Consider the following 23,034-nt stretch of genomic DNA (forward strand, 5'->3'; position numbering starts at 1 on the left):
GGATACTCTCAGTTTTGAGAGTAACATTATCGGCTGCGCCCGCCTGCCCGCCCGGTACGCGACAGATTGGTTCCCGCTCATGCATTTTCAGTCCGACTCCGCGACCGAAACCTTCCGGGATGGTGTCCGCAGACATCTCAGTGACGTGCTGACCCCCGACATCGAGGAACGGATCTACCGCAGCGGTGTCGCGCACGACGACGACTTCGCCAAAGGGCTGGTCGACAAGGGTTACTTCGCTCCGGGCTGGCCGACGGCGTTCGGCGGGCAGGACCGCACTGCCTGGGAAGAGCAGGCGCTCAACGAAGAACTCATGCGCACGGACGCGCCGGTATACCTGTCCGAGACCACCCGGATGGTGGCGTCGATCATCCGGCAGATCGGTACACCCGCGATGAAGGAGCGCATCCTGCCCGGCGCCTTGACCGGCGACGTCACCATCGCGCTCGGCTTCACCGAACCGGAGTGCGGCTCGGATGTGGCCGCCGCGGCCACGAGGGCCGTACGATACAGCGACGGCTGGGTCATCAACGGCTCCAAGATGTTCACGACCAACGGTCACATCGCCGACTATGTCTTCTTGCTGGCCCGGACGAGTCCCGACAAACCGAAGCACAAGGGGCTCACGATGTTTCTCGTGCCGACGAGCTCCGACGGCTTCGAAGCGCAAGCGGTGTGGACGCTGTCGGGCGAGCGCACCAACATCACCTTCTACAGCGACGTGCGCATCGGCGACGAGTGGCGCATCGGTGACGTCGACGCCGGCTGGCAGGTGCTGGGCCTGTCGCTACAGGACGAGCACGCGTCAGGATGGGGACCGCACATCGCGCGTCTCCTGCACCACGCCGAGGAGTGGGCGACCGCGACGCACGCGCCCGACGGATCACCTGCGATCGCGAAAACCGATGTGCGGCGGCGTATCGCGCGGGTAGCGATGGAACTCGAAGTGGCGATGCTCCTACAACGTCGATGTGTGTGGATGACCGAGAACGGTCATACGCCTGTCGCCGAGGGGCCGATGGCGAAAGTGTTCTCCACCGAGGCGCTCGTGCGCGCGAGCCAAGACATCGTCGAGCTCGTCGGACCCGATGCGACGCGGTCCGTCTTCGAGCCGACGGCACCGGAGCGCGGCCGCTTCGAACACCTCATGCGCTTCGCGCTGGGCACCACGATCTATGCCGGCACCAGCGAGGTGCAGCGCACCATCATCGCCCAGAGAGGTCTGGGTCTACCCCGTTAGGTCCTTGGGTTTGCGGGTGGGGCGCTTGCGTGGCGTGGCCTTGGCGGTCACAGCCTTCTTGGGGGCGTTCGCGGGCGGAGTCAGCGCCTGCAGGCACCATGCCCACAGCTGGTCCTCGGTGAGCTCAGCGCCCTTGACACCCAAGTGGAACACCCCGATCTGGGCCAGGGCGATGAGGGTCGAATTCAACAGCGTGGTGAGCTGAGCGGGCGTCAGATCCTTGCGGACCAGCCCCGCGCGTGAGCATGCGGTGAGGATCTTGGTGAGCAGTTTCTGATGCGGCTCCCAGATCTTCGCGAAATCGGCAGGGCGCTCGATCTCCAGGCTCAAGTTGTAGATCGTCATCACGCGCCCGCCGATGGCCTCCGACGACTCCGCACGCGAGAGGAATCCGCGGCAGAACGCCTCGAGTTGCTCCATCGGACCGTCCGCGGCCGCCACCTCGTGGCGGATCGCCTCGATGAACTGACTGGTGGCATTCTCATAGAGAGCCAGCAGCAGTTCTTCCTTACCTGCGAAATGCTGGTAGAAGGCGCGCAGGCTGAGGTTCGAGCGGTCGATGAGGGTCTGGATGGTGAAGTCGGCACGACCGGACTCCTCGACCAGTTCCAGGGCCGTCGCCAAGAACCTCGAACTACGCGCAAGTGCACGCGCGCGCGCTTGGCTGAGTCGCCGCTCGATCGTTCTTTCCTGCCAGCTACCCGGCATCTCGACGTCGGTCTCGACGAGTTCCAGATCGGCTTCCGAGTCGCGGGCACTCCGCTTCTTAGCAGTCATGATTACCTGAGAATACGCGTTCCGCCTTCGATCCACCTCCGCTACCTACACGCACACGTTGGCCAAAACAGCGTGAACCCGCCGGACTTCGTGCCCCGTTGAGCGGTCCGACGGTCTCAGCCGGCGGAGCGAGCCCTGTACAGTATTGTGAAAACATCGATTCTCGATTGCGGAAACACGTGTTTCGCGATTGTGCCGCAAGCCGTTCCTAAGGAGTGCAGCGTTGACCGCAGACATCCTGATCGTCTCACCCGACGACCATCTGGTGGAACCGGCCGATCTGTGGACCAGCCGGTTGCCCGAGCGCTATCGCGATGTCGGACCGCGGATCGTCCGGCACCGGGGACGCATGGACCCGTCGGTCACCTCCGACGTCGCGTTCATCGAGGATGACGACGGCCGCGACGCCGACATCTGGCACTACGAGGATTCGATCATCCCGATTCCACTCATCAGCGCCGCTGCCGGCTACGAACTCGACGAACTCTCCACCGACCCGATCACCTACGACGAGATGCGCCCCGGCTGCTATCGACCGGCCGACCGGCTCGCGGACATGGACGTCGCCGGCATCGAGGCCTCCGCTTGCTTTCCCAACACGCTGGTCCGGTTCTGCGGCCAGCGATTCCTCTACGCCAAGGACAAAGAGCTCGCGTTGCTCTGCGTGCAGGCCTACAACGACTTCCAGATCGACGAGTGGGGCGGCGGCTCGAACGGCAGGCTCATTCCGCTGGGCATCATCCCCCTGTGGGACGTCGAGCTCGCCGTCAAGGAGGTCGAACGGGTAGCGGCCAAGGGCATGCCTGCGGTGTGCTTCTCGGAGCTGCCTGCGCGACTGGACCTGCCGTCCATCCACAGCGGTTACTGGGACCCGTTCTTCGCCGCGTGCGAGAGCAACAATGTCGGCATCATGCTGCACATCGGGTCGAGCTCGTCGCTGACGAAGTCCTCCCCCGACTCTCCGCACGTCGTCACCAGCGCACTGATGGCGGTCAACTGCACCATCGCCCTGGTCGACTGGTTGTTCTCGGGCAAGCTGCGGCAGTTCCCCAGGCTCAAGCTCGCGTTCGCCGAGGCGCAGGCCGGGTGGATCCCCTACTACCTGCAGCGCGTCGACGAGGTCTGGGAGGACCGCCGGGCGTGGGGCGGCATCCACCCGCTGCTGACCGAGCCGCCGAGCACACAGGTCCCCGGCCGCGTGTGGTTCTCCACCTTTGGCGACCCGGTCGCGTTCCGCATCCTCGATCTGGTCGGACCTGACCAGCTGATGTTCGAGACCGACTACCCGCACAACGACACGAACTGGCCCAACAGCATGGACGTCGCCAACAAGGCGACCGAGGGCCTCGATGAGGAAACCAAGCGGAAAGTGTTGTCCACCAACGCGAAGAACTTCTTCGGCTTGGCCTGAGACTTCTTCTCGCTAGCCCCGAGACTACGGTTTTTGACGGATTCCGGGCCGATTCCGTCATAAAGCGCAGTCTCGCGGAGGTCTACCGGGCTTGCCAGTCGGGTTTGCGCTTCTCCAGGAAGGCACGCGGGCCCTCGATCGCGTCCTTGGTCAGGGCCACCTTCATCCGATAGTTCTCGGCGAGCAGCTCCGCTTCGTATATCGGCAGCGTCAGTCCCTTGCGCACCGCCATCCGCGAACCTCGCACCGCGAGGGGCGCATTGGAATTCACGATCTCGGCGACCTCCCACGCCCGGTCCATGAGCGTCTCGTGGACCACCACCTCGGTGAACACGCCGAGGTCGTAGGCGCGCTGCGCGTCGAGCTGCTCGTGCCTGCCCATCAGGATCAACCGCATCGCCACGGGGAGGGGCAGGATCCGGGCCAGTCGAACCCCTTCACGCCCGGACGTGACACCGATGCTGACATGCGGGTCCATCAACGTCGCGCGTTCAGACGCAATCGTGATGTCGGCCGTCGTGACGAGGTCCATGCCCGCACCACACGCAATGCCGTTGACAGCACAGATGATCGGCTTGGTCATCTGTAGCCACGGGGGTGTGGCCTCCTGCGGCGCATCCCACTGGCGCATGGAGCTGAGGATGGGCTCGCCTTGGTTGTCGATCCCCGCTGCGTTCTCCATGTCGTGATCGGCCGCCTTGTTGACGTCGGCCCCGACACACAGTGCCCGGCCGGCACCGGTGATGATGACGGTCCAGATGTCCTGCGACCGTTCGATTTCGGCGTACACCTCGGCGAGCTCGGCGATCATCTCGTCGTTGATCGCGTTGAGCACCTCGGGCCGGTTCAGCGTCACACACGCGGTGTGACCGGAGACCTCGAAGGTGACGGTGTCGTAATTGCTCATCTCACTCCGCAGCTGCCGTGTCGCGGGCGGTCGGCCGGACGCCCAGGATTTCTTCGAACCGGTCGCAGTAGCGCGGCCACACCTCCGGGTTGAGTAACCGCGGCGGGATAGCGCCTGCGAAAATCGTCTGCCACTGGCTGGCGGTGGCGACCGCGATATCGCGAGCCGCCTCGACGGTGATGCCCGCGACATGTGGTGTTGCGACGACGTTGTCGAGCCCCAGCAGCGGGTTGTCGTGCCTCGGCGGCTCCTCGTGGAACACGTCGAGGCCCGCGCCGGCGATACCCCCGCTCACCAGGGCGTCGTAGAGCGCCTCTTCATCGTGGACCGGGCCACGCGCGGTGGTGATGAAGTACGCGGTCGGTTTCATCGCGGCGAATTGCGCAGGCCCGAAAAGCCCTCGCGTCTCGGGGGTCAGCGGGCATGTGACCTGAACGAAATCCGATCGTTCGACCAACTCGGAAAGTCCGACGCGGACCGCGCCCCTGCCGCGGGCGGTCGCGTCATCGACGTAGGGATCGAAGACCAGGACCTCCATCCCGAACGGAGCGCACAACTCGACGAGTCGTCCACCGATGGCGCCCAATCCGACGACTCCGAGCGTCTTTCCGAACAGCTGAGTGCCCCGCAGCGCCAATCGATCTCCGAGGGGACCGCTGCGCAGGGCCCGGTCGGCGGCGGTGATCTTCTTGGCCAGATCGAGCATGAGTCCGAGCGCATGTTCGGCGACGGCTTCGGCGCCGGGACCGGAGTTGTTGCACACCGCCACCCCCGCGCGGGTGCACGCCGCGACGTCGATCACGTCATAACCCGCCCCCGCCGAACATATGGCAAGCAACTGTGGGCAGCGATCCACCAGCGCCGGCCCCGCCAGCCACTGCACGCCATCCTCGATCGAGGCGACGTCAGTTCTGGTGGCGACCTGATATCCGTGCGCTGATTCCAATGCTGCCCAACCCTGTTCGACGCAAGCTTGGAGGTCGAGCTTGACGAGCTCGATGTCGGCCCCCGCCAGTATTTCTCCTGCGACCTGATCGGTCCATCTCTCGTAGACCAGTCGCGGACGGGATGTCATCGCTTGATTTTGGGCTTCGCTTGAGCCGCCTTGAACATGTCGGCCAGTTCGGGGTCGACGTTCTTGTAGTCATTGCGTGCGATCGCGCCGTCGCGTCCGGCAACGGGGTCATAGCCCAGGCGCAGATCTTTGTTCTCCATGTGGAAGTACTCCCGCCCGAGGGGGAGGCGGCGATCCTCGCGCGGAACTTCCATCCACGCCCGCAGGAAGCAGCGTGCCTTCTTGGGGTCGGTGCTGCTGACGAAGTCCGAACGCGAGTGGCACATCGCAAAGTTGTTGGCGACGGCGGCCTCACCTGACTCCAACCGGAACTCGACCTGCTGTTCGACCAGGATGTTGCGCAACAACTCGATGGCCTCGTTCTGTTCGGGGGTAAACTCGCGCCCGAGGGTGTGCATGGCGGGCAGGATGCTGCTGTAGGTGAAGTTGATGCAGATGCGACCGTCGATCTGCGAGAAGACCGGCACGTCGTAGGGAGTAACGTCCGGTTGATCGTCGGGTTGCTCGCTGCGCCGGTGGTGCGGGAACCCTTGGTAGAGCACGGGGAGCAGGTCGGGACGCTCGTTGACGATCCGGTTGTGCGCGGCCGGGCCACTGGCGAACTGGCTCTCGCCACCCTCGGCCGCGGGGTACACGCAGAGCAGCGACAGGATGTCCGCAGCATCGTTGTGCATCGCGAGTTCGGCTCGGGACTTGGTGCCACGCGCCGGTTGTACGCCGTTGGGCAGCACCTCTTCCTGCACACGCACCATGCGGTGACCGAAGGAGTTGTTCGACACCAGGTAGCCGAGGTGGGTGCAGAACGCCCAGTAGATGCGTTCCAGGTCCTCGATCGAATGCTGTTCGACGGGGAAACCGCGTACGCACGCTAAGCCCCGTCCGAACATCAGCTCCCGGTACAGCCGCGCGAGGTCCTCGTCGAGATCCGGATGCCGGGCATCCTCCGGCGTGATGTCGTCACGATCCTTGTGGGCGGTCTTGGCCAGAATGGATTCCAGCGCCGCGACATTGCGTGACGACAGGTCGAAGGTGAAGTCCTCTTTGCTGCTGAAGTCCGCACCGGTCCATGCCATGGCGTCGGTGACTTGCTCGGTGTAGATCGCGGTGGGCATCCGTCCTCCTGTTGTCGTGACGAGGCTCTCGGCTATCGGCTCGCCGCGCGCCTCTCGAGCTCACGCAAGGCATGCGCACGGGCAGTGGCGGCTTCGGTCATCATCCCGACGTCGGTTCCCGCCGAAATGAATCGCAGTCCCAGCCCTGCAAAGCGTTCCAGCAGGTCAACGGACTTGATCCCGGCCACTCCCAGCGCCACGCCGTGTGCACGACAGGCCGCTGCGACAGAGTCTACTGCACGGTGGAAATGCTCATTCTCATACTGACCGTGGATCCCCATCTCGGCAGTCAGATCGCTGGGCCCAAGCAGCACCATGTCGACCCCCTCGACGGCTGCGATCTCCTCGGATGCCGCCACCGCGTCGGGCGTTTCGATCATCACCGCCACCACGGTGTGGCGCTCGAGTTCGATCGTGAGTTCGGCGGCTGGGCGAGGTGCGTATCCGCTCACCGCGTTGGGTCCGGAGATGGACCGATGGCCGACGGGCGGGAAGCGAGCGGCGTCGACGACCGCCTGTGCCTCGTGCGCCGAGTTCACGTGCGGCACAATCACTCCCACTGCGCCAGCGTCGAGCACGCGCGCGATCATGGTCGGGTCGTGCGAGGGCACGCGCACGAGACCGGAGATGCCGGCACCGAGCGCGGCTACACAGAGCATCCCCGCCGTTTCGAGCGAGCACGAGGTGTGCTCGAGGTCGACATAGACAGCGTCGTATCCGCAGGCCGCCGCGATTGCCGGGACGTCGGACGTGCGGGCATTCAGCAAAGCGAGGCACAACACCAGGCGATCGCCCTTCAAGGCATCTCGCAGCGGTCCCGGCACCCACCCACGGTAACCGAGCGAGAACGATGATTCCACTACAGCGTTAATGACATTATCGCCTGTGGTAACCATTACTTATGTCCGAGAACCGGGTCGCGGTGGTCGGCGCCGCGCTGTCCGATTGCGGGCGGGTGCCCGACAAAACGGCGATGGCGCTGATGGCGCAGGCCGCGCAGCGGGCTGTCGCAGACGCCGGCCTCACCAAAGACGACATCGACGGCTTCGGCGGCCAGGGGACACTGTTGCCACCGGTCGAGGTGAGCGAGTATCTGGGCCTTCGACCGACGTGGGTCGACGGCACCAACGTCGGTGGGTCGTCGTGGGAGGTCATGGGACGGCACGCCGCCGCGGCCATCGCGGCGGGCGAGATCGACGTGGCCCTGTTGACCTACGGCTCGACCGCACGCTCCGATGTCAAGCGCCGCGTGCGGGCATCGGCCGCGGCGCTGAGCACCGGCGGCGCGATGCAGTTCGAAGCACCCTACGGTGCCACGCTGATCGCCAAGTACGCCATGGCGGCCCGGCGCCACATGATCGAGTACGGGACGACCGAGGAACAGCTGGCCGAGGTTGCCGTCGCCGCGCATGAATGGGCTGCCATGAACGAGAGCGCCTTTGAGCGTGATCGGATCACCGCAGAGGATGTCGCCTCGGCGCCGATGCTCGCCGAGCCGTTCACGTCCAAGCATGTGTGTCTGCGAACCGACGGAGGCGGGGCAGTCGTGCTCGCCAGCGAGCGGGTGGCGAAGGACTGTGCGAAGGAACCGATCTGGATCCTCGGTGCGGCCGACGCCGCATCGCACGTGAGCATGAGTGAATGGACCGACTTCACTACATCGGCCGCCGCTCAATCGGGTCCGCGTGCGTTCGCGCAAGCGGGTGTTACCCCGGACGACATCGACGTCTGTCAGCTCTACGACTCGTTCACCTCGACCGTCCTGCTGACGGTCGAGGATCTCGGGTTCTGCGCCAAGGGTGAGGGTGGTCCGTACATCGGCTCCGGCGCGCTCCGGCCGGACGGCGCGCTGCCCACCAACACCGACGGTGGCGGGCTGGCGTCGTGTCATCCCGGGATGCGTGGGATGTTCCTGATGGTCGAAGCGGTTCGGCAACTGCGCGGCGAATGCGGCGAACGACAGGTCGAGCGTGCGCGCCTGGCGTGCGTGCACGCGATGGGCGGCTTCTTCACCCACAGCGCGACGATGATCCTCGGGAGGCAGTGATGCAGTCGCCCAGCGGTCCGAATCGCCCGACCATCGACAGCGACAGCGAAAGCTGGTGGGCAGCGGTTCAGGATCGCACGCTGATGATCAACGAATGCGGCTCCTGCGGCCGAAATTCGTTGTACGCCCGGCCCTTCTGCCCTCACTGTTGGAGCGAGGACGTGCGTCTCACGCCGGCCACCGGACGGTCGCGGCTCTACACGTGGAGCGTCATCCACCAGAACGCCGCGCCATTCGACGCCGTGCCTTACGTCGTCGCGATGGTCGACCTCGAGGAGGGCCCCCGCCTCATGACCGAGATCATCGACTGCCCTGTCGATGAACTCTGCGCCGGGATGGAGCTCGAGATCGTCTTCCGCGAGGACGACGACGGATTCGTGGTACCGGTTTTTCGGCCGGCAACTGAAAGCACAGAGAGGAACCGGAAATGAACAAGGACGAGATGATCTTGATCAGCGTTGATGATCACATCGTCGAACCGCCCGACATGTTCAAGAATCATTTGCCGAAGAAGTACATCGATGAGGCGCCGCGGTTGGTGCACAACCCTGACGGTTCAGACACCTGGCAGTTTCGTGACACGGTGATTCCGAACGTGGCGCTCAACGCGGTCGCCGGCCGGCCGAAAGAGGAGTACGGGCTCGAGCCGCAGGGTCTGGATGAGATTCGGCCCGGCTGTTGGCAGGTTGATGAGCGGGTCAAGGACATGAACGCCGGCGGCATTTTGGGCTCGATGTGTTTTCCGTCGTTTCCGGGTTTTGCGGGCCGGTTGTTTGCCACCGAGGACGCCGAGTTCTCGCTGGCGTTGGTGAAGGCCTACAACGACTGGCATGTCGAGGAGTGGTGCGGGGCCTATCCGGCGCGGTTCATCCCGATGACGTTGCCGGTGATCTGGGATCCGACCGAGTGCGCCAAGGAGATCCGGCGCAACGCTGAGCGCGGTGTGCACTCGTTGACGTTCACCGAGAACCCCTCGGCGATGGGGTATCCGAGTTTTCATGATTTTGAGCATTGGAAGCCGATGTGGGATGCGCTGGTCGACACCGAGACGGTGCTCAATGTGCACATCGGTTCGTCGGGGCGGTTGGCGATCACCGCCCCGGATGCGCCGATGGATGTGATGATCACGCTGCAGCCGATGAACATCGTCCAAGCGGCCGCGGATCTGTTGTGGTCGCGCCCGATCAAGGAGTATCCGACGCTTAAGATCGCGTTGAGTGAGGGTGGGACGGGTTGGATTCCGTACTTTTTGGAGCGGGTGGATCGCACTTTTGAGATGCATTCGACGTGGACGGGGCAGGACTTCGGGGGCAAGTTGCCCAGCGAGGTGTTCCGCGAGCACTTCCTGACCTGTTTTATCGCCGATCCGGTCGGGGTGGCCACCCGCAACGCGATCGGGATCGACAACATCTGCTGGGAGGCCGACTACCCCCACAGCGATTCGATGTGGCCGGGCGCCCCCGAGCAGCTCGACGAGGTGCTCACCGCCAACAACGTGCCCGACGACGAGATCAACAAGATGACCTACCAGAACGCGATGCGCTGGTATCACTGGGATCCGTTCACCCACATCACCCGCGAACAGGCGACGGTCGGCGCGCTGCGCAAGGCCGCCGAAGGCCACGACGTCTCCATCCAAGCCCTGTCGAAGCACGACCGTGCCGGCGGTGCGTCGGACTGGCAGGCTCAGATGAAGAAGGCCACCGCCAACGTCAGTGGCACAACCGGGGATTGACGAAAGGCGGCCGTTTCAACCGATGGCGACGAGGCGGTCGGCGAGTACTCGCGGCCGACCCTTCGAACGCGCCTCGAGCGTGTTGCGCTGCACCTTTCCGTTGGCGTTGAGCGGCAGGGGCTCATCCCAGAACACCAGCTCCTCGGGCAGCTTGTACTTCGGCATTCCGTCCCCGACGAGAGCATCAGCCACGTCAGCGAGCGATATCTCGACGCCGTCGTCGAGCATCAAGGCAACCGCCAGCCGTTCACCGGTGGTCGCGTCGGCAACCGAGTAGGCCGCGCACTCTCGCACACCCGGGATCCGCGCCACCGCCTCCTCGACTTCCGCCGCGGGGATCTTCATTCCATTGCGGATGACGATGTCCTTGATGCGGCCCACAATCCGCACGCGGTGGTCGCTGACCTCGGCCACGTCACCGGTCCGGAACCACTCCCCGTCGAACGCGTTCAGATCGTCCTCGGTGTCCGTGTAACCGAGGAAGGCGTGCGGGCCCTTGATGCAGCACTCGCCCGTGTCCGCTGCCGACCCCACGCGGACGTCGACGTCCTGCAGCGCCACACCATCATCCGCGTGACGCACCGCCCTGCTCTCGGTGCGCAGCCCCGACGTGCTGATCGGCACCTCCGACGATCCGTACGCCCGCATGACGACGACGCCGAAGTCGTCCTCGACCCGCTCGACGATGCGCCTGTCGAGCATCGTGCCACCGAGATAAACCGCCCGTAGTGGCACATCGCTCCCCCTGGCGATCGCTTCGTCGAGCAGCCGGTCGAGAAGCCGGTCCGGACCGCCATACCACGTTGCGCCAGAGGACAACAGAAGATCACACCTCGCGACCGGGTCCCACCGATTTTCGAGCACCACCGGCACGGCGAGCATCGGTCCGATGAACAGCGCCTGCAGCACACCGGTCACCGAGGCGAGCGGACTGATGAGGAAGATACGGTCGTCCCCGCCGAGTCCGGCGGCGGCGATGTAGTTGGCAGATGCCTTGGCAAGCGTGCTCAGCGAATGGATGACGCCCTTGGGCCGAGACGTCGTGCCGGAGGTGTAGAGGACGAAAGACGGCTCGTCGGCGGGCCGCATGGGCCCCTCGCCTACCGACGCGTCCGACGTGCGGACGATATCGATCCAGGCACACGCCTCACGCAAGGGTCCGTCGACCACGGGAGACCAATTCGGGGCCAGGCCGAACCGGGCCCCGGTGCGGGCCACGATGTCGGCGACCTGTGTCGTGCCCGCGCTGCGCGGCACGAGCAGTACCACCGCGTCGACGCGGATGGCGGCGTGTACGGCGACGACCGAGCCGATGTCGTTGCCGACCACGACCACGACGGGCGTCGACGGGACGATACCGCCGTCGCGAAGCGCACGGACTGCCTGATCGACCTGCTCATCCAGTGCTGCGTAGGTGATTTCGGCACCACGATCGATCAGCGCCGGTCGTGTCGGATACCGCTGGGCAGCCGACCGCACGACATCGAGCGGTCGGTCCGACCAGATGCCGGCGGCACGGTAGCGGGCCCTGAGACCGCCCACTCGTTCCCGCGCGTGTCGCAGCAGCTCGGTGGCCGCGCTCATGGTGTCCTCCGATGCAAATACCGATTCTCGTCTATGTAAATGTAACCTCTCAAGCATGGCGTCAGATCAATACTCTTCGCGCGAGCGCTCATCGACATTGACCTTCGATGATCAGGTTGCCGTTGTCACCGGTGCGGGCGGAGGGCTCGGCCGCTGTCACGCACTCGAACTCGCCCGTCGCGGTGCCCGCGTCGTGGTCAACGATCTCGGCACCGCCGTCGACGGAGAAGGCGCCTCGATGTCGGCGGCGCAAGCGGTCGTCGACGAGATCACCGCCGCGGGCGGCACGGCGATCGCCAACGGCGACTCCGTCGCTACGGAGGAGGGTGGTGCGGCGATCGTCGCCGCGGCGATGGACGCGTTCGGACGGCTCGACATCCTCGTCAACAATGCGGGCATCCTCCGCGACGCAGCGTTCAAGAACATGACCGCCGAACAGGTCGACGCGGTGATCTCGGTCCACCTGACCGGCGCTTTCAACGTGGCCCGCGCCGCGTGGCCCATTATGCGCGAGCAGAACTATGGGCGGATTGTTCAAACCACCTCCGGTACAGGCCTGTTCGGAAACTTCGGGCAGGCCAATTACGGTGCCGCCAAGATGGGGCTGGTCGGGATGATGCATGTGCTGGCGATCGAGGGTGCGCGAAACGGCATCGCCATCAACGCCGTCGCGCCGATTGCGCGCACCCGGATGACCGAGGACATCATGGGTGAGGCGGGCAAGGCGATGGACCCGGAGTTGGTGACACCCGTGGTGGTCTATCTGTCGCACCGGGACTGCGATCGTACCGCTCACATCTACTCCGTGGGCGCCGGCAAGGTGTCGCGGGTGTTCATCGGTGTCACCAAGGGAATCGAGAACCGGTCACTCACAGCTGAATTGGTGGCAGAGTCGATCGACGAGATCGACGACAGCACGACCTTCACCATCCGCGGGGGCCCTGCGACCGGTTGATCGTCAGCGGCCCTGGAAGTTCGGTGGTCGGCGCTCTGCGAATGACCGTAGACCCTCCTGCAGGTCGGCGGTCCACGACACCACCTCTTGCGCCCATGCCTCCTGTTCGAGGGCCCGGTCGCGCCCCGACTCCGACGACACGGACAACAGGCGCTTGGTCAATGCCAGCATGACGGTAGGGCCCGCGGCCAGGCGGCGGGCCAGTTCCTCGGCGACCGCGTCGGTCTCCTCCGGTGCCACGACACGGTTCGCCAACGTGAGACGCTCGCAGGTCGCGGCGTCGACGGGTTCTCCGAGCATCAGGAGTTCGGCGGCCTTACGCAGTCCGACGATCCTGGTCAGCAGATGTATCGCGCCCGCGTCCGGCAGGATGCCGCGGTGCACGAATGCCTCCACCAGGCGCGCCTCGGTGGACATGACGACCAGATCGCAAGCGAGCACCAGGCTGGCGCCGGCACCCGCAGCCACACCCTTGACCGCGGCGACCACCGGCTTGTCGCAATCGAGCACCGCGCAGATCAGTCGCTGATAACCCTTCTGCAGCATCAACGCGACGTCTCCGGGCTTCTTCTCCGCGGTGGGGTGTGCCGATTGTGGGCCCAAACCCGCACCCGAGCAGAAGTGCCGGTCCCCCGTCGCTCGCAACAACACACTTCGCACCGAAGGATCGTCATCGGCCTTCACGAACGCGTCGGTGAGAGCATCACGTGCCAACGGGGACAACGAGTTTGCGGCATCGGCACGGTCGATGGTGATCCGGCAGACACCATCGGATCCAACCGCGCTCTCGATGCCCGACCGTTCTTGAGTCAACTCGCTCACCCCTGCGTTAACGACGTTTCCGTTTTTCGGGTATCTTAATTTCCGCCGACGTCCCCGGGACAATATGTGCCGAACTGAGGAGGCCCGAACTGAGGAGGCATGCGTGACCCAGTCCTCGGCAACGGGCCAAATCACGGATGAGGGTTTGGCCAGGTTGCGCGCCCGCATCGGCGTCGCCGTCCCGCACACTCAACCTCCGCATTACCGTCGGCCCAACGAGGACACGTTCCGGATCGTTGCGGAAAGTTACGGCGACGCGAACCCGCTGTGGTCCGATCCCGAATACGCGACGAAGTCGGTCTGGGGTGAACCGATCGCGCCGCCCGCACTGATCGGCGGCGACACATTGATCGGCGAGGACGAGGTCACCAAACTCTCACACGAGGACCGGGAGCTGACGACCGGTGACCCGCTGCGCGGCGTTCACGCCTTCTATGGCGGGTCGTCGCGCGAGTGGTGGGCGCCGCTGCGCGCGAACCGGCGAGTCTTCCGGCGCAACGCCCTTGTCGCCGCGCTGGACAAGAGCAGTGAGTTCGCCGCCCGGGCTGTGCACGAATGGTCGGCGCAGGTGTTCTCCGACGATAGCGGCGTCATCCTCGGTGGTCAGTACCGGAACATGATCCGCACCGAACGCAGCAAGGCCAGGGGACGCAAGAAGTACGAAGACGTGGACGTCAAGACCTGGAGCGCCGACGAGATCGCCGAGATCGACGCACGGTACGCCCGCGAGACGCCCCGAGGCGCCGAACCGCGTTGGTGGGAGGACGTCGCCGAGGGAGACGAGATCGGCCCGCTCACCAAGGGTCCGCTCACCGTCACCGACATGGTGTGCTGGCATGTCGGGATGGGCATGGGCATGTACGGCGTCCGGCCCCTGAGGCTGGCCTGGCAGAACAAACAACGGATTCCGCGCTTCTACACACTCAACGAGCACGGTGTTCCCGACGTACAGCAGCGGGTGCACTGGGACCCGAGCGCCGCGCGCGACGCGGGCAACCCGACGACATTCGACTACGGCCGCATGCGCGAGACGTGGCTCATCCATTTGTGCACCGACTGGATGGGTGACGATGCCTGGCTGTGGAAACTGGACTGTGAATTCCGGTTGTTCAACTACGTCGGCGATCTGCACACCATCACCGGCACCGTCACCCGCAAATACCTGGCCGACGGGGCCCGTCCGGCGGTCGACCTGGACCTCGCGGCGACCAATCACCGCGGCCAAATCACCACGCCCGGACACGCCACGATCCTCTTGCCCAGCAGGCAGCGGGGCCCCGTCCGCCTGCCGGAACCGCCCGGCGGGGCGACCGACCTCGCCCGTCTGCTGGCGGTTATCTCCGACCGGTTCGCCGAACATTGAGCCCGCCGTGACCTATCCGAGCGTTCCCGGACTCCGAGCCGAACAACAGGGCCCGGTTCTGCGGCTGACCCTGGACCGGGCCGAACGCCGCAACGCGGTCAACGACACCATGCTCGACGCGATGATCGGGCACCTGTCCCGGTCTGGCACCGACGAATCGGTTCGCGTCATCCGCGTCGACGCCGAAGGTCCGGACTTCTGCGCCGGCGCCGATCTGGTGGCCAACAACGCCAAATCGGAACGCAAACCACGCGTGGGCAGCACGCAGCGGCGACTGCCCAACAAGGCCAACAGGCTGATTCCCTTGCTGCTCGAGACTCAGGTGCCCGTCGTCACTGTGGTTCGCGGCTGGGCGGCCGGCCTGGGTTTCCACCTCGCCTTGGCGTCGGACTTCTGCCTGGCAGCCTCGGACGCGGTGTTCTGGGAACCGTTCATGGCGCGCGGCTTCACGCCCGACAGCGGTGCGGCCTGGCTGCTGCCACGACTCGTCGGGATGGTTCGCACGCGCCAACTGCTGATGCTCGGCGAGGAACTGTCCGGGACCACCGCGGCGCAGTGGGGCATCATCCATTCCGCCTGCCCCGAGGCTGAACTCGAAGGTGCGGCAACGGATCTCGTCAGCCGGCTCGCCGCCGCACCCACGGTGGCCCTCGGCCTCACCAAGTGGCTGCTGCACAGCGGCAACGGTCTTGATCTCGATCGCCATCTTCAGAACGAAGCGATGGCACTCGAATTATCCAGTCGCAGCGACGACTTCAAGGAGGGCCTGGCCGCCTTCCGGGACAAGCGGCCCGCGGAATTCAAGGGTCGTTGAGCCGAACATGACAGCACTACCGATCAGCGCAGACACCACCGCCGATGACGCCGTCGTGGTGGTGCGGCAGTGGGTCGAGGCGGAGGTGCCGGCCGAATGGCGCGCAGCGGCGGCCGAGGGCCCTGCCGCCCTGAGAGTCGCGCGGAGCCCCGCCGATTACCGGCGGTGGTACCCGACCTTTGCCCGAAGCGGTCTGGTGGCGCCGACGTGGCACCCCGAACACGGTGGCCTTGGTATCGGCAATGACGTGGCCCGCGCGATCGAGAGCGTGCTCGCGCCGCTGCGGCTCACCCGGCTCAATCCGTTGGGCCTCAACAACACCGCCGCGGCCCTGTTCAGCCACGGCACCGAAGAGCAACGGCGACGCTTCCTACCGCCCATCGTCCGAAACGAAGAGAAGTGGTGTCAGCTCTTCAGCGAGCCCGGCGCGGGTTCCGACCTCGCGTCGCTCGCGACCAGGGCGGTGCGCGACGGGGACGACTGGGTGATCTCAGGACAGAAGGTGTGGACCACCTGGGCCGATGAAGCGGACTTTGCGATTCTGCTCGCCCGTACCGATCCCGATCAACCGAAACACAAGGGCATCACGTACTTCCTGCTCGAGATGCACCAACCCGGCGTCCAGGTGCGGCCGCTGCGCCAGATCACCGGTGAGGCGGAGTTCAACGAGGTCTTCCTCGACGGCGCGCGGGTGCCGGACGCCCACCGGGTCGGAGAAGTCAACGACGGGTGGCGGGTCAGCGCCTCGACCCTGTCGAGTGAGCGCCAGATGGTTTCGGGCTCCGGATCCGGCGGGATGGGCAGGCTCGGTGGGTCCAGTGCGCAACGACTGATCTTACTGGCCAAGGAAACCGGCCGATGGGACGACCCGGTGATTCGCAACAAGGTCATGCGGCTCTGGGCTCAGGAACAGATCCGCGGATGGACCAACGCCCGTGTGCGCGCGGCACTTTCGGCGGGCCAATCCCCCGGTGCGGCCTCCTCGATCGGCAAGGTCCACCAGGCCACGCTCAACCAGCAGATTCAGGATCTCATGGTCGACCTGCTGGGCACCGCCGCAGTGGCGTGGTCCGCCACCGACGATCCGGACGCGATGCCCCGTGAAGTGCTGGGCATGATGCGCAGCCTCGCCAATGGCACCGAGGGCGGTACCACCGACATCAACAAGAACATCCTCGGCGAGCGCGTACTCGGGTTACCCAGGGAGCCGGATCCGTGGAAAGGAAAACCCTGGAAGGAGATTCCACGCTCTTGACCGAGTATGAGCGGTTGATCGTCGACAAGTCGGATCACATCGGGTGGCTTGTGCTGAATCGGCCGGAGGCCGGCAATGCATTCGACGCGTTGATGCTGGACGAACTCGAGGCCGCGTGGGCACAGCTGGATGCCGACCCCGACGTGCACGTGATCGTCAACGTCGCGAACGGCAAGGCGTTCTGTACCGGAATGGATGTGGTCCAGGTCGCCCGCGACAAACAGGCCATGCGGCGTCATTCACGCCGCACGCGCGACGCCGAGCTGAAGATCTCCTCGTGGCACTGTGAAGTGTGGAAGCCGGTGATCGCCGCGGTGAACGGGGTGTGCGCGGGAGGTGGTCTGCATCTGGTCGCCGACGCGGACATCGTCATCGCTGCGGAGGCGGCGACATTCGTCGACCCGCATGTCTCGGTCGGGCAGGCGGTCGCGTACGAGGCCATCACCCTGCTGCGCAAGTCGCCGATGGAGGCGATCACCAGGATGACGTTGAGCGGCAGAGGCGAGCGGATCTCGGCCCAACGCGCATATGAGTTGGGCATCGTCTCGCAGGTCGTGGCGGCCGACGAGCTACGGACGGCGGCCGGGCAGCTCGCGGCCGCGATCGCGACCAACTCGCCCACCGCGATGAGGGCGACCAAGAAGGCGTTGTGGCATTCCCTGGAAGTAGGGCTGTCGGATGCCAAGGCGGCGGCCACAGAGACGATCTGGCGACTGCGGAATCACCCCGACCATGCCGAGGGCGTACGGGCGTGGAGGGAAAAGCGCCCGGCCGAATGGCGACCGCTCGCACCGGTGGAGGCTTCGTGAGCTATCAGAGGTTGATCGTCGAACGTCGCGGCCCCGTCGGCTGGATCATCAACAACCGGCCCGATCGCCTCAACGCGTACGACGCGCTGATGCGCAAGGAGTTTCCCGCTGCCTGGGCCGAGTTGGACGCCGACCCCGTGGTGCGGGTGATCGTGCACACCGGCAACGGCAGGGCCTTTCAGGTCGGCGCCGACGTCGACGATCTCGATGGCGAGGGGATCAAGCAGTACCAGGAGACCATGCAAACGCTGGACCTGAAGCTGACGGGCTGGCATTGCAATGTCGGCAAGCCCGTCATCACAGCGGTCAACGGGGTGTGCGCCGGGGGCGGACTGCACTGGGTCGCCGATGCCGACATCGTCATCGCGGCATCGCATGCCACGTTCGTCGACCCGCACGTATCCATCGGTCAGGTCAGCGCCCTCGAGACGATCGCGCTGATGCGCAAGATGCCCGCCGAGGCGGTCTTACGGATGGCACTGGTCGGCAGCCACGAACGACTCACCGCCCAGCGCGCATATGAACTCGGCATGATCAGCCAGATCGTCGATCCCCCCGACATGCTTCGCGATGTCGCACAAGAGCTCGCCGAGAAGATCGCGGGAAACTCACCCGCCGCGATGCGGGCCACCAAACGCGCCCTCTGGGGAGCGCTCGAGCACGGCCTCACCGACGCATGCCGCGAGGGGGCCAAGCACCTGACGTCGATGTGGGGCCATCCCGACCAAGACGAAGGCCCGAAAGCGTTCGCCGACAAGCGAACACCAGCGTGGCTTCCTCTGGAGCCGAACCCATGAGTCTCTCCGATCTGCTGGACGATCTGCCGGAGGTCGCGGTACACACTCTGGCCGTCGACGTGTCCCGGGCAGACCTGGTCGCGAGTGCAGACCGCCTCGCCGCGGTTCTCACCCGAACCGGTCTGATGACCGGTCAGGTGGTGGCGGCGATGCTGCCCAACGACGCCACAACGGTCGCGGCGCTGTTCGGCGTCTGGCGCTCGGGTGGCGTCTACACGCCGCTTAACCCCAGGGCTGCCGCCGCTGAGGTGGCCGCTCAGCTCGAGACCCTCGAGCCGGTCGCGGTGATCACGACCCCCGAACTGGCCCATCGCTTCTCGGAGTTCCCATTGCCGGTCGTCACGGGGTCGAGCTTGGAGTGGTCGCTCACGCCGCACTCCAACTCGGCCGACGAGGCCCGGCGGTACGACGCCGATGTGGCGCTTCTGCAGTTCACCTCGGGGACGACAGGTCCGCCGAAGCCGGTGCCGCTGCGTCACTCCACCGTCTTGGACTTGATCGACCGGCTACTGGAGAAACTTCGCGGGTCGAAGCGTGCCGCCCGGAGCGGGACGCCGATGCCCAACCTGGTGCCACTCTCACTGTCCTTGTGGGCCGGTATCTACCAGGTGCTGTTCGCCTTTCGCGCGGGCTCCGGCGTTGTGTTGATGGACAAATTCTTGGCCGCGGACTTCGCAGCGTTGGTGAAGCGCCACCAACTGCGGTCCACGGTCTTGCCACCCGCCGCGTTGACGATGGTGCTCCACGACGACACGGTCACCGACCTGTCCCCCCTGAAGATCGTCCGGTCCATCACCGCTCCCCTGTCCCCCGTCCACGCGGCCCGATTCCGCGACAAGTTCGGTGTGCTCGTGCTGAACTCCTACGGCCAAACGGAACTCGGCGGCGAGGTCGTCGGCTGGTCGGCCGCCGATGCCCGCGAATGGGGGGAGACGAAGCTCGGCTCTGTCGGACGACCGCTTCCGGGCATCGACGTCATGATCGCCGACGACGAGGTGATGGTCCGCACGCCGACGACGGCTGCCCGCAAGATCGACCCCGCGTTCTTGGACAGGCTTACCGACGATGGGTGGTTCCACACCGGTGACCTCGGCTGGTTCGACGAGGACGGATTCCTGTGGCTCGACGGGCGTGTCTCGGACATGATCAACCGTGGCGGGCTCAAGGTGTTCCCCGGCTCCGTCGAAGAGGTGCTTCTGACCGCCAACCGCGTGCGCGAGGCCGCTGTGGTGGGGGTCCCCGACGAACGACTCGGCGAGGTTCCGTGGGCATTCGTCGTGCGCGCCGACGACCGGGTCAGCGAGGATGAACTGATCACGTGGTGTCGTGAACGCCTGACCCCCTACCGTGTTCCTGTGCGGGTGGTCTTCGTCGAACGACTGCCGCGCAACGACGTCGGCAAGGTCGTCAAGCGCGAACTCCTCACCCTGGCCGACGCGTAATCCGAGGCGGCACGGCCGACCGGCACCCCGTTGACTCCACCGGAAATAGTTCTTCTCGATTTTGAGAACGGTGCTACCCTCGTTCGGCATTGCGCTTTTCGCGGACGAAGGAGCCGTCGATGTGGCAGGAACTGGTCCGACTGACCGTGACATGGATCGTGATGTGCGGACTCGTCGCGTTCTTCTACTGGATGCTGGGCAACATCGGCACGTTCTGATCGAGCCCGGTTAGGAGTAATCATGGACGATCAGGATCGACGCCGTAAGCGCGGTTTGATCGCGTTTCAGATTTTCATCTACGGCGTGCTGATCGCGATGTTCGCAATTCAGGTTCAGATGTTCTTCACCAGGGATTGGTGAGGTCGATGGCATCGATAAGCGGGAATCAGTCGCTCACCATGGATGAGCATGAGGACCAGACGCGTGCGGCCCAACGACGCGCCGATCGATGGTGCATCGCAGGCACTGCGCTCATGGGCACCCTCGTCCTCGGCATCATCGGTCTACCCGTCTTCTGCCGTGGCATCTATCTGTTGCGCAAAGCCCAGCGCGACGGCTTGTCGGTCCGGCCGATGATGGTGACGCTCATAGGATACGTCATCATCCTCGACGCTGCGCTCAACAGCATCGGCTGGGCCCTGGACCTGTTCGCCAACCACGCCCTGATCACCCGCACGGTCTTCACCGCGTGGGGCAACCTGATCGACGCGGGCTACTTCTGGCATTACAACGAACTCTGGATCGGCGGTGCGGGCGCACCGGGCGAGAAGGCCTGGGTGATGGTGTGCGTGCTGATCGCCTTCCCCATGCGGATCGCGGCCGCGATCGCGCTGTTGCAGATGAAACGCTGGGGCCACCAATGGACAATCGTGACGTGCTGGTTCGGAATCATCGTGTGGACCGGCTACATCCTCAACATGACGATGTACGCCGACGTCCGTTATACGGCGGTCGGACTGCCGGTCTTCGGTTGGTGGGCGTTCAACATCTTCTACATCACGCCGTTTCTGGCCATCCCGTACCTACACACCGTCAACCGCGAGATCTTCTCCGACTAGGACAGCAGCCGAGAAAGGACCATCGTGACCAACTCCGCTGTGGAGCCGAAGGATTCGGCCGAGTCGCTACCGCTGGGCACCACCCCCACCTGGGCGCGAATGCACAAGTGGCTCAAGCGCGGCCTGTTCGTATGCCTGTTCGGCCTGGTCATCGAGGGGTCGCTGACCGTGCCGGTGATGGCGGTCTGGTACGGGTGGCCGACGTTGTCACTGAGCGAGATCTGCAGTGAGCTCTTGAAGGTGCGCTTCTCCGACGACAGCCTGGAGTGCCAACAGCCCTATCCGATCGGCGGCCCACCGTTCGGGGGCGCACCCGAAGCGGCCGGCCAGCAGACCGCGCGCGACGAGTGGGGCGTCCAGCCCAAGCCCAAGTACGAAAGCATCGGGTTCCGCGAACTGGTCAGGATTCACGAAGAACGCGTCGCGTCCCAGTCGAGCCGGTGAACGTGAGCTCCTCCACAGTGGTGGTGGGCCTGCCCGGTGGACTCTCACGCACGCTCACAACGGAACTCGGAGCGGTCACCGTGGCGCCGGGATCCGAGCTACCGGCGAACATCAAGTGCGCGGTCATCGTCGTGGATCCTTGCCCGCCACCGGTCGACGCAGTAGCTCTGAGCGGTGATGATTGGCGTCGTCTCGTCGACGAACCGATGTGGCGTACGCTCACCGCCCTGCAAGGGGCGCGGGCGGGCTTTTCGGCCGGAGGGCGGATCGTCGTCGTCGTTCCGACGATCGGGATGGCGGGCGCCCCGGGGCTCGTCGCGTACACAACCGCAGTGGAGGGCATCCGCGCGATGGTGAAATCGGCTGCCCGGCAATGGGCTTCGCAGGGCATCGGCGCCAATCTCGTCGCCGTGCCGCTGTCCATGTTCTCCGACGACACGGCCGCGGCCGGACATCTGACCGCCGCGGCCGTGACAGTCGATTCGACCTTGATCCACACCGTCGCCGAGTCGGTGAAGTTCCTGCTGCGGTCCGACCTCGACCATCTCGCCGGAGAGACGATCGTCGCCGACGGCGGATCGGTGATGTTGCCGTGAACCTCACCGGCACCACCGCCATGGTCACCGGTGCCGGCGGCGGGGTGGGCCGCGGCATCGCGATGGCACTGGCCTCCAAAGGAGCCCATGTCATCGTCGCCAGCAGGTCCGAGACCGGACAGGCGGTCGTCGACGAGATCGCCGCACGAGGTCATCACGCGACGTGGGCGCGTTGTGACGTGACCGACTTCGACTCCGTTGTCCGAGCCGTCGATCTCGCCGTGACGACGACCGGGCGACTCGACGCGGTGGTGCACAACGCCACGAGCAATCTGTCCAGCCAACCGCACCAGTTAACCGACGTCGACCGCGCGCTGTGGACCCACCACTCCTCGGTGTCGCTGGGCGGTGCCCACCACTGCGCGGTCTCGGCCTTTCCCGCGCTGCGGGAGGGCGGCGGAACATTCATCGTGATGACCTCGCCGGCGGGCATGGAAGGCAGTGTGACGCTGCCCCTCTACGCCACGATGAAGGGAGCACTGCGGGGCTTCGCCAAGAGCCTGGCGCGGGAGTGGGCGCCCTACGGCATCACGGTCAACATCGTTTCGCCCCTGGCCTATTCACCCGCCATGACCGCGGCGATCGAGGCCGAGCCGGCCATGGAAGAGCGGCTAGCGCGACGGATACCGCTGGGGCGCATCGGTGACCCGGAGCGCGACATCGGTGCCGCCGTCGCCTTCCTGGTGGGCCCTGCGGCGCGGTATGTCACGGGACAAACTTTGGGTGTCGACGGCGGTCACTACACAAATCTGTAGGGCCGGCGCCATGGAGAGAGGACTCCTTCTTTTACT

The 23,034-nt window shown here is 65.4% G+C and carries 23 protein-coding genes and 1 pseudogene; 17 read left to right on the forward strand and 7 right to left on the reverse strand.

Annotation, left to right across the window (positions count from 1 at the left end; translation table 11 throughout):
- The first annotated feature begins 79 nt into the window (after positions 1 to 79).
- Positions 80 to 1,240 (forward strand): acyl-CoA dehydrogenase family protein, encoded by a 1,161-nt coding sequence (locus AAHH99_RS14780; protein ID WP_418769266.1) that lies wholly within the window; start codon positions 80 to 82, stop codon positions 1,238 to 1,240.
- Here AAHH99_RS14780 and AAHH99_RS14785 read toward each other — a convergent pair.
- Positions 1,229 to 2,017 (reverse strand): TetR/AcrR family transcriptional regulator, encoded by a 789-nt coding sequence (locus tag AAHH99_RS14785; RefSeq protein WP_418769267.1) that lies wholly within the window; start codon positions 2,015 to 2,017, stop codon positions 1,229 to 1,231. The two genes, AAHH99_RS14780 and AAHH99_RS14785, sit on opposite strands and share 12 nt — an antisense overlap.
- 223 nt (positions 2,018 to 2,240) lie before the next feature.
- Here AAHH99_RS14785 and AAHH99_RS14790 point away from each other — a divergent pair, with 223 nt between their 5' ends.
- Complete coding sequence (locus AAHH99_RS14790; protein ID WP_418769268.1) at positions 2,241 to 3,428, forward strand: amidohydrolase family protein; 1,188 nt, start codon at positions 2,241 to 2,243, stop codon at positions 3,426 to 3,428.
- Positions 3,429 to 3,510: 82 nt separating this feature from the next.
- Here AAHH99_RS14790 and AAHH99_RS14795 read toward each other — a convergent pair whose 3' ends face one another.
- The 4 genes from AAHH99_RS14795 to AAHH99_RS14810 are packed head-to-tail and all read right to left on the reverse strand — an operon-like array spanning position 3,511 to position 7,418.
- The gene (locus AAHH99_RS14795) at positions 3,511 to 4,335 is read right to left on the reverse strand and encodes an enoyl-CoA hydratase/isomerase family protein (protein ID WP_418769269.1); all 825 of its coding nucleotides are present in this window, start codon (positions 4,333 to 4,335) and stop codon (positions 3,511 to 3,513) included.
- A gap of 1 nt (position 4,336) precedes the next feature.
- Positions 4,337 to 5,410: a hydroxyacid dehydrogenase gene (locus AAHH99_RS14800; RefSeq protein WP_418769270.1), complete on the reverse strand. Its 1,074-nt coding sequence runs from the start codon at positions 5,408 to 5,410 to the stop codon at positions 4,337 to 4,339.
- On the reverse strand, positions 5,407 to 6,522 hold the full coding sequence (locus AAHH99_RS14805) for a TauD/TfdA family dioxygenase (RefSeq protein ID WP_418769271.1): 1,116 nt from the start codon (positions 6,520 to 6,522) through the stop codon (positions 5,407 to 5,409). Before AAHH99_RS14805 ends, AAHH99_RS14800 begins: the two co-directional genes overlap by 4 nt.
- Positions 6,523 to 6,554: 32 nt before the next feature.
- Complete coding sequence (locus AAHH99_RS14810) at positions 6,555 to 7,418, reverse strand: HpcH/HpaI aldolase family protein (protein ID WP_418769272.1); 864 nt, start codon at positions 7,416 to 7,418, stop codon at positions 6,555 to 6,557.
- 5 nt (positions 7,419 to 7,423) lie between these two features.
- Here AAHH99_RS14810 and AAHH99_RS14815 point away from each other — a divergent pair, with 5 nt between their 5' ends.
- The 4 genes and pseudogenes from AAHH99_RS14815 (at position 7,424) to AAHH99_RS14830 (ending at position 10,304) form a co-directional block, all read left to right on the forward strand.
- Entirely contained in the window at positions 7,424 to 8,569 is a 1,146-nt protein-coding gene (locus AAHH99_RS14815; RefSeq protein WP_418769273.1) for an acetyl-CoA acetyltransferase, read from the forward strand.
- A pseudogene (locus tag AAHH99_RS14820) lies at positions 8,569 to 8,721 on the forward strand (zinc ribbon domain-containing protein); the annotation flags it as partial. The gene AAHH99_RS14815 and the pseudogene AAHH99_RS14820, both read left to right, overlap by 1 nt.
- A gap of 9 nt (positions 8,722 to 8,730) precedes the next feature.
- Positions 8,731 to 9,000, forward strand: coding sequence for a Zn-ribbon domain-containing OB-fold protein (locus AAHH99_RS14825; RefSeq protein WP_418769640.1), 270 nt, complete (start codon positions 8,731 to 8,733; stop codon positions 8,998 to 9,000).
- Positions 8,997 to 10,304 (forward strand): amidohydrolase family protein, encoded by a 1,308-nt coding sequence (locus AAHH99_RS14830; RefSeq protein WP_418769274.1) that lies wholly within the window; start codon positions 8,997 to 8,999, stop codon positions 10,302 to 10,304. Before AAHH99_RS14825 ends, AAHH99_RS14830 begins: the two co-directional genes overlap by 4 nt.
- Before the next feature lie 15 nt (positions 10,305 to 10,319).
- Here AAHH99_RS14830 and AAHH99_RS14835 read toward each other — a convergent pair whose 3' ends face one another.
- Positions 10,320 to 11,888, reverse strand: coding sequence for a class I adenylate-forming enzyme family protein (locus AAHH99_RS14835; RefSeq protein WP_418769275.1), 1,569 nt, complete (start codon positions 11,886 to 11,888; stop codon positions 10,320 to 10,322).
- 55 nt (positions 11,889 to 11,943) lie between these two features.
- Here AAHH99_RS14835 and AAHH99_RS14840 point away from each other — a divergent pair, with 55 nt between their 5' ends.
- Complete coding sequence (locus AAHH99_RS14840) at positions 11,944 to 12,843, forward strand: SDR family NAD(P)-dependent oxidoreductase (RefSeq protein WP_418769276.1); 900 nt, start codon at positions 11,944 to 11,946, stop codon at positions 12,841 to 12,843.
- Positions 12,844 to 12,846: 3 nt separating this feature from the next.
- Here AAHH99_RS14840 and AAHH99_RS14845 read toward each other — a convergent pair whose 3' ends face one another.
- Positions 12,847 to 13,656, reverse strand: a complete 810-nt coding sequence (locus AAHH99_RS14845; protein WP_418769277.1) for an enoyl-CoA hydratase/isomerase family protein — start codon at positions 13,654 to 13,656, stop codon at positions 12,847 to 12,849.
- A gap of 112 nt (positions 13,657 to 13,768) precedes the next feature.
- Between AAHH99_RS14845 and AAHH99_RS14850 the strand changes: the two genes are divergently transcribed.
- The 10 genes from AAHH99_RS14850 (at position 13,769) to AAHH99_RS14895 (ending at position 22,998) form a co-directional block, all read left to right on the forward strand.
- Positions 13,769 to 15,028, forward strand: a complete 1,260-nt coding sequence (locus AAHH99_RS14850; RefSeq protein ID WP_418769278.1) for a hypothetical protein — start codon at positions 13,769 to 13,771, stop codon at positions 15,026 to 15,028.
- A 7-nt stretch (positions 15,029 to 15,035) separates the two neighbouring features.
- Complete coding sequence (locus tag AAHH99_RS14855; RefSeq protein WP_418769279.1) at positions 15,036 to 15,842, forward strand: enoyl-CoA hydratase/isomerase family protein; 807 nt, start codon at positions 15,036 to 15,038, stop codon at positions 15,840 to 15,842.
- A 7-nt stretch (positions 15,843 to 15,849) separates the two neighbouring features.
- On the forward strand, positions 15,850 to 17,097 hold the full coding sequence (locus tag AAHH99_RS14860) for an acyl-CoA dehydrogenase family protein (RefSeq protein WP_418769280.1): 1,248 nt from the start codon (positions 15,850 to 15,852) through the stop codon (positions 17,095 to 17,097).
- Positions 17,094 to 17,906, forward strand: a complete 813-nt coding sequence (locus tag AAHH99_RS14865; RefSeq protein ID WP_418769281.1) for an enoyl-CoA hydratase/isomerase family protein — start codon at positions 17,094 to 17,096, stop codon at positions 17,904 to 17,906. Before AAHH99_RS14860 ends, AAHH99_RS14865 begins: the two co-directional genes overlap by 4 nt.
- Entirely contained in the window at positions 17,903 to 18,703 is an 801-nt protein-coding gene (locus AAHH99_RS14870) for an enoyl-CoA hydratase/isomerase family protein (RefSeq protein ID WP_418769282.1), read from the forward strand. The genes AAHH99_RS14865 and AAHH99_RS14870 overlap by 4 nt, the downstream gene beginning before the upstream one ends.
- Positions 18,700 to 20,145, forward strand: coding sequence for a class I adenylate-forming enzyme family protein (locus AAHH99_RS14875; RefSeq protein WP_418769283.1), 1,446 nt, complete (start codon positions 18,700 to 18,702; stop codon positions 20,143 to 20,145). The genes AAHH99_RS14870 and AAHH99_RS14875 overlap by 4 nt, the downstream gene beginning before the upstream one ends.
- A 398-nt stretch (positions 20,146 to 20,543) precedes the next feature.
- Positions 20,544 to 21,203: a hypothetical protein gene (locus tag AAHH99_RS14880; RefSeq protein WP_418769284.1), complete on the forward strand. Its 660-nt coding sequence runs from the start codon at positions 20,544 to 20,546 to the stop codon at positions 21,201 to 21,203.
- Positions 21,204 to 21,302: 99 nt separating this feature from the next.
- Complete coding sequence (locus tag AAHH99_RS14885; RefSeq protein ID WP_418769641.1) at positions 21,303 to 21,647, forward strand: hypothetical protein; 345 nt, start codon at positions 21,303 to 21,305, stop codon at positions 21,645 to 21,647.
- A 2-nt stretch (positions 21,648 to 21,649) separates the two neighbouring features.
- A complete protein-coding gene (locus AAHH99_RS14890; protein ID WP_418769285.1) occupies positions 21,650 to 22,243 on the forward strand; it encodes an SDR family oxidoreductase in 594 nt (197 codons plus the stop codon).
- Positions 22,240 to 22,998, forward strand: a complete 759-nt coding sequence (locus tag AAHH99_RS14895) for an SDR family NAD(P)-dependent oxidoreductase (RefSeq protein WP_418769286.1) — start codon at positions 22,240 to 22,242, stop codon at positions 22,996 to 22,998. Before AAHH99_RS14890 ends, AAHH99_RS14895 begins: the two co-directional genes overlap by 4 nt.
- Positions 22,999 to 23,034 lie beyond the last annotated feature (36 nt).

Origin of the sequence: Mycobacterium neumannii, from assembly GCF_048452905.1 — a bacterium.
In the GTDB taxonomy this organism is placed as follows: domain Bacteria; phylum Actinomycetota; class Actinomycetes; order Mycobacteriales; family Mycobacteriaceae; genus Mycobacterium; species Mycobacterium neumannii_B.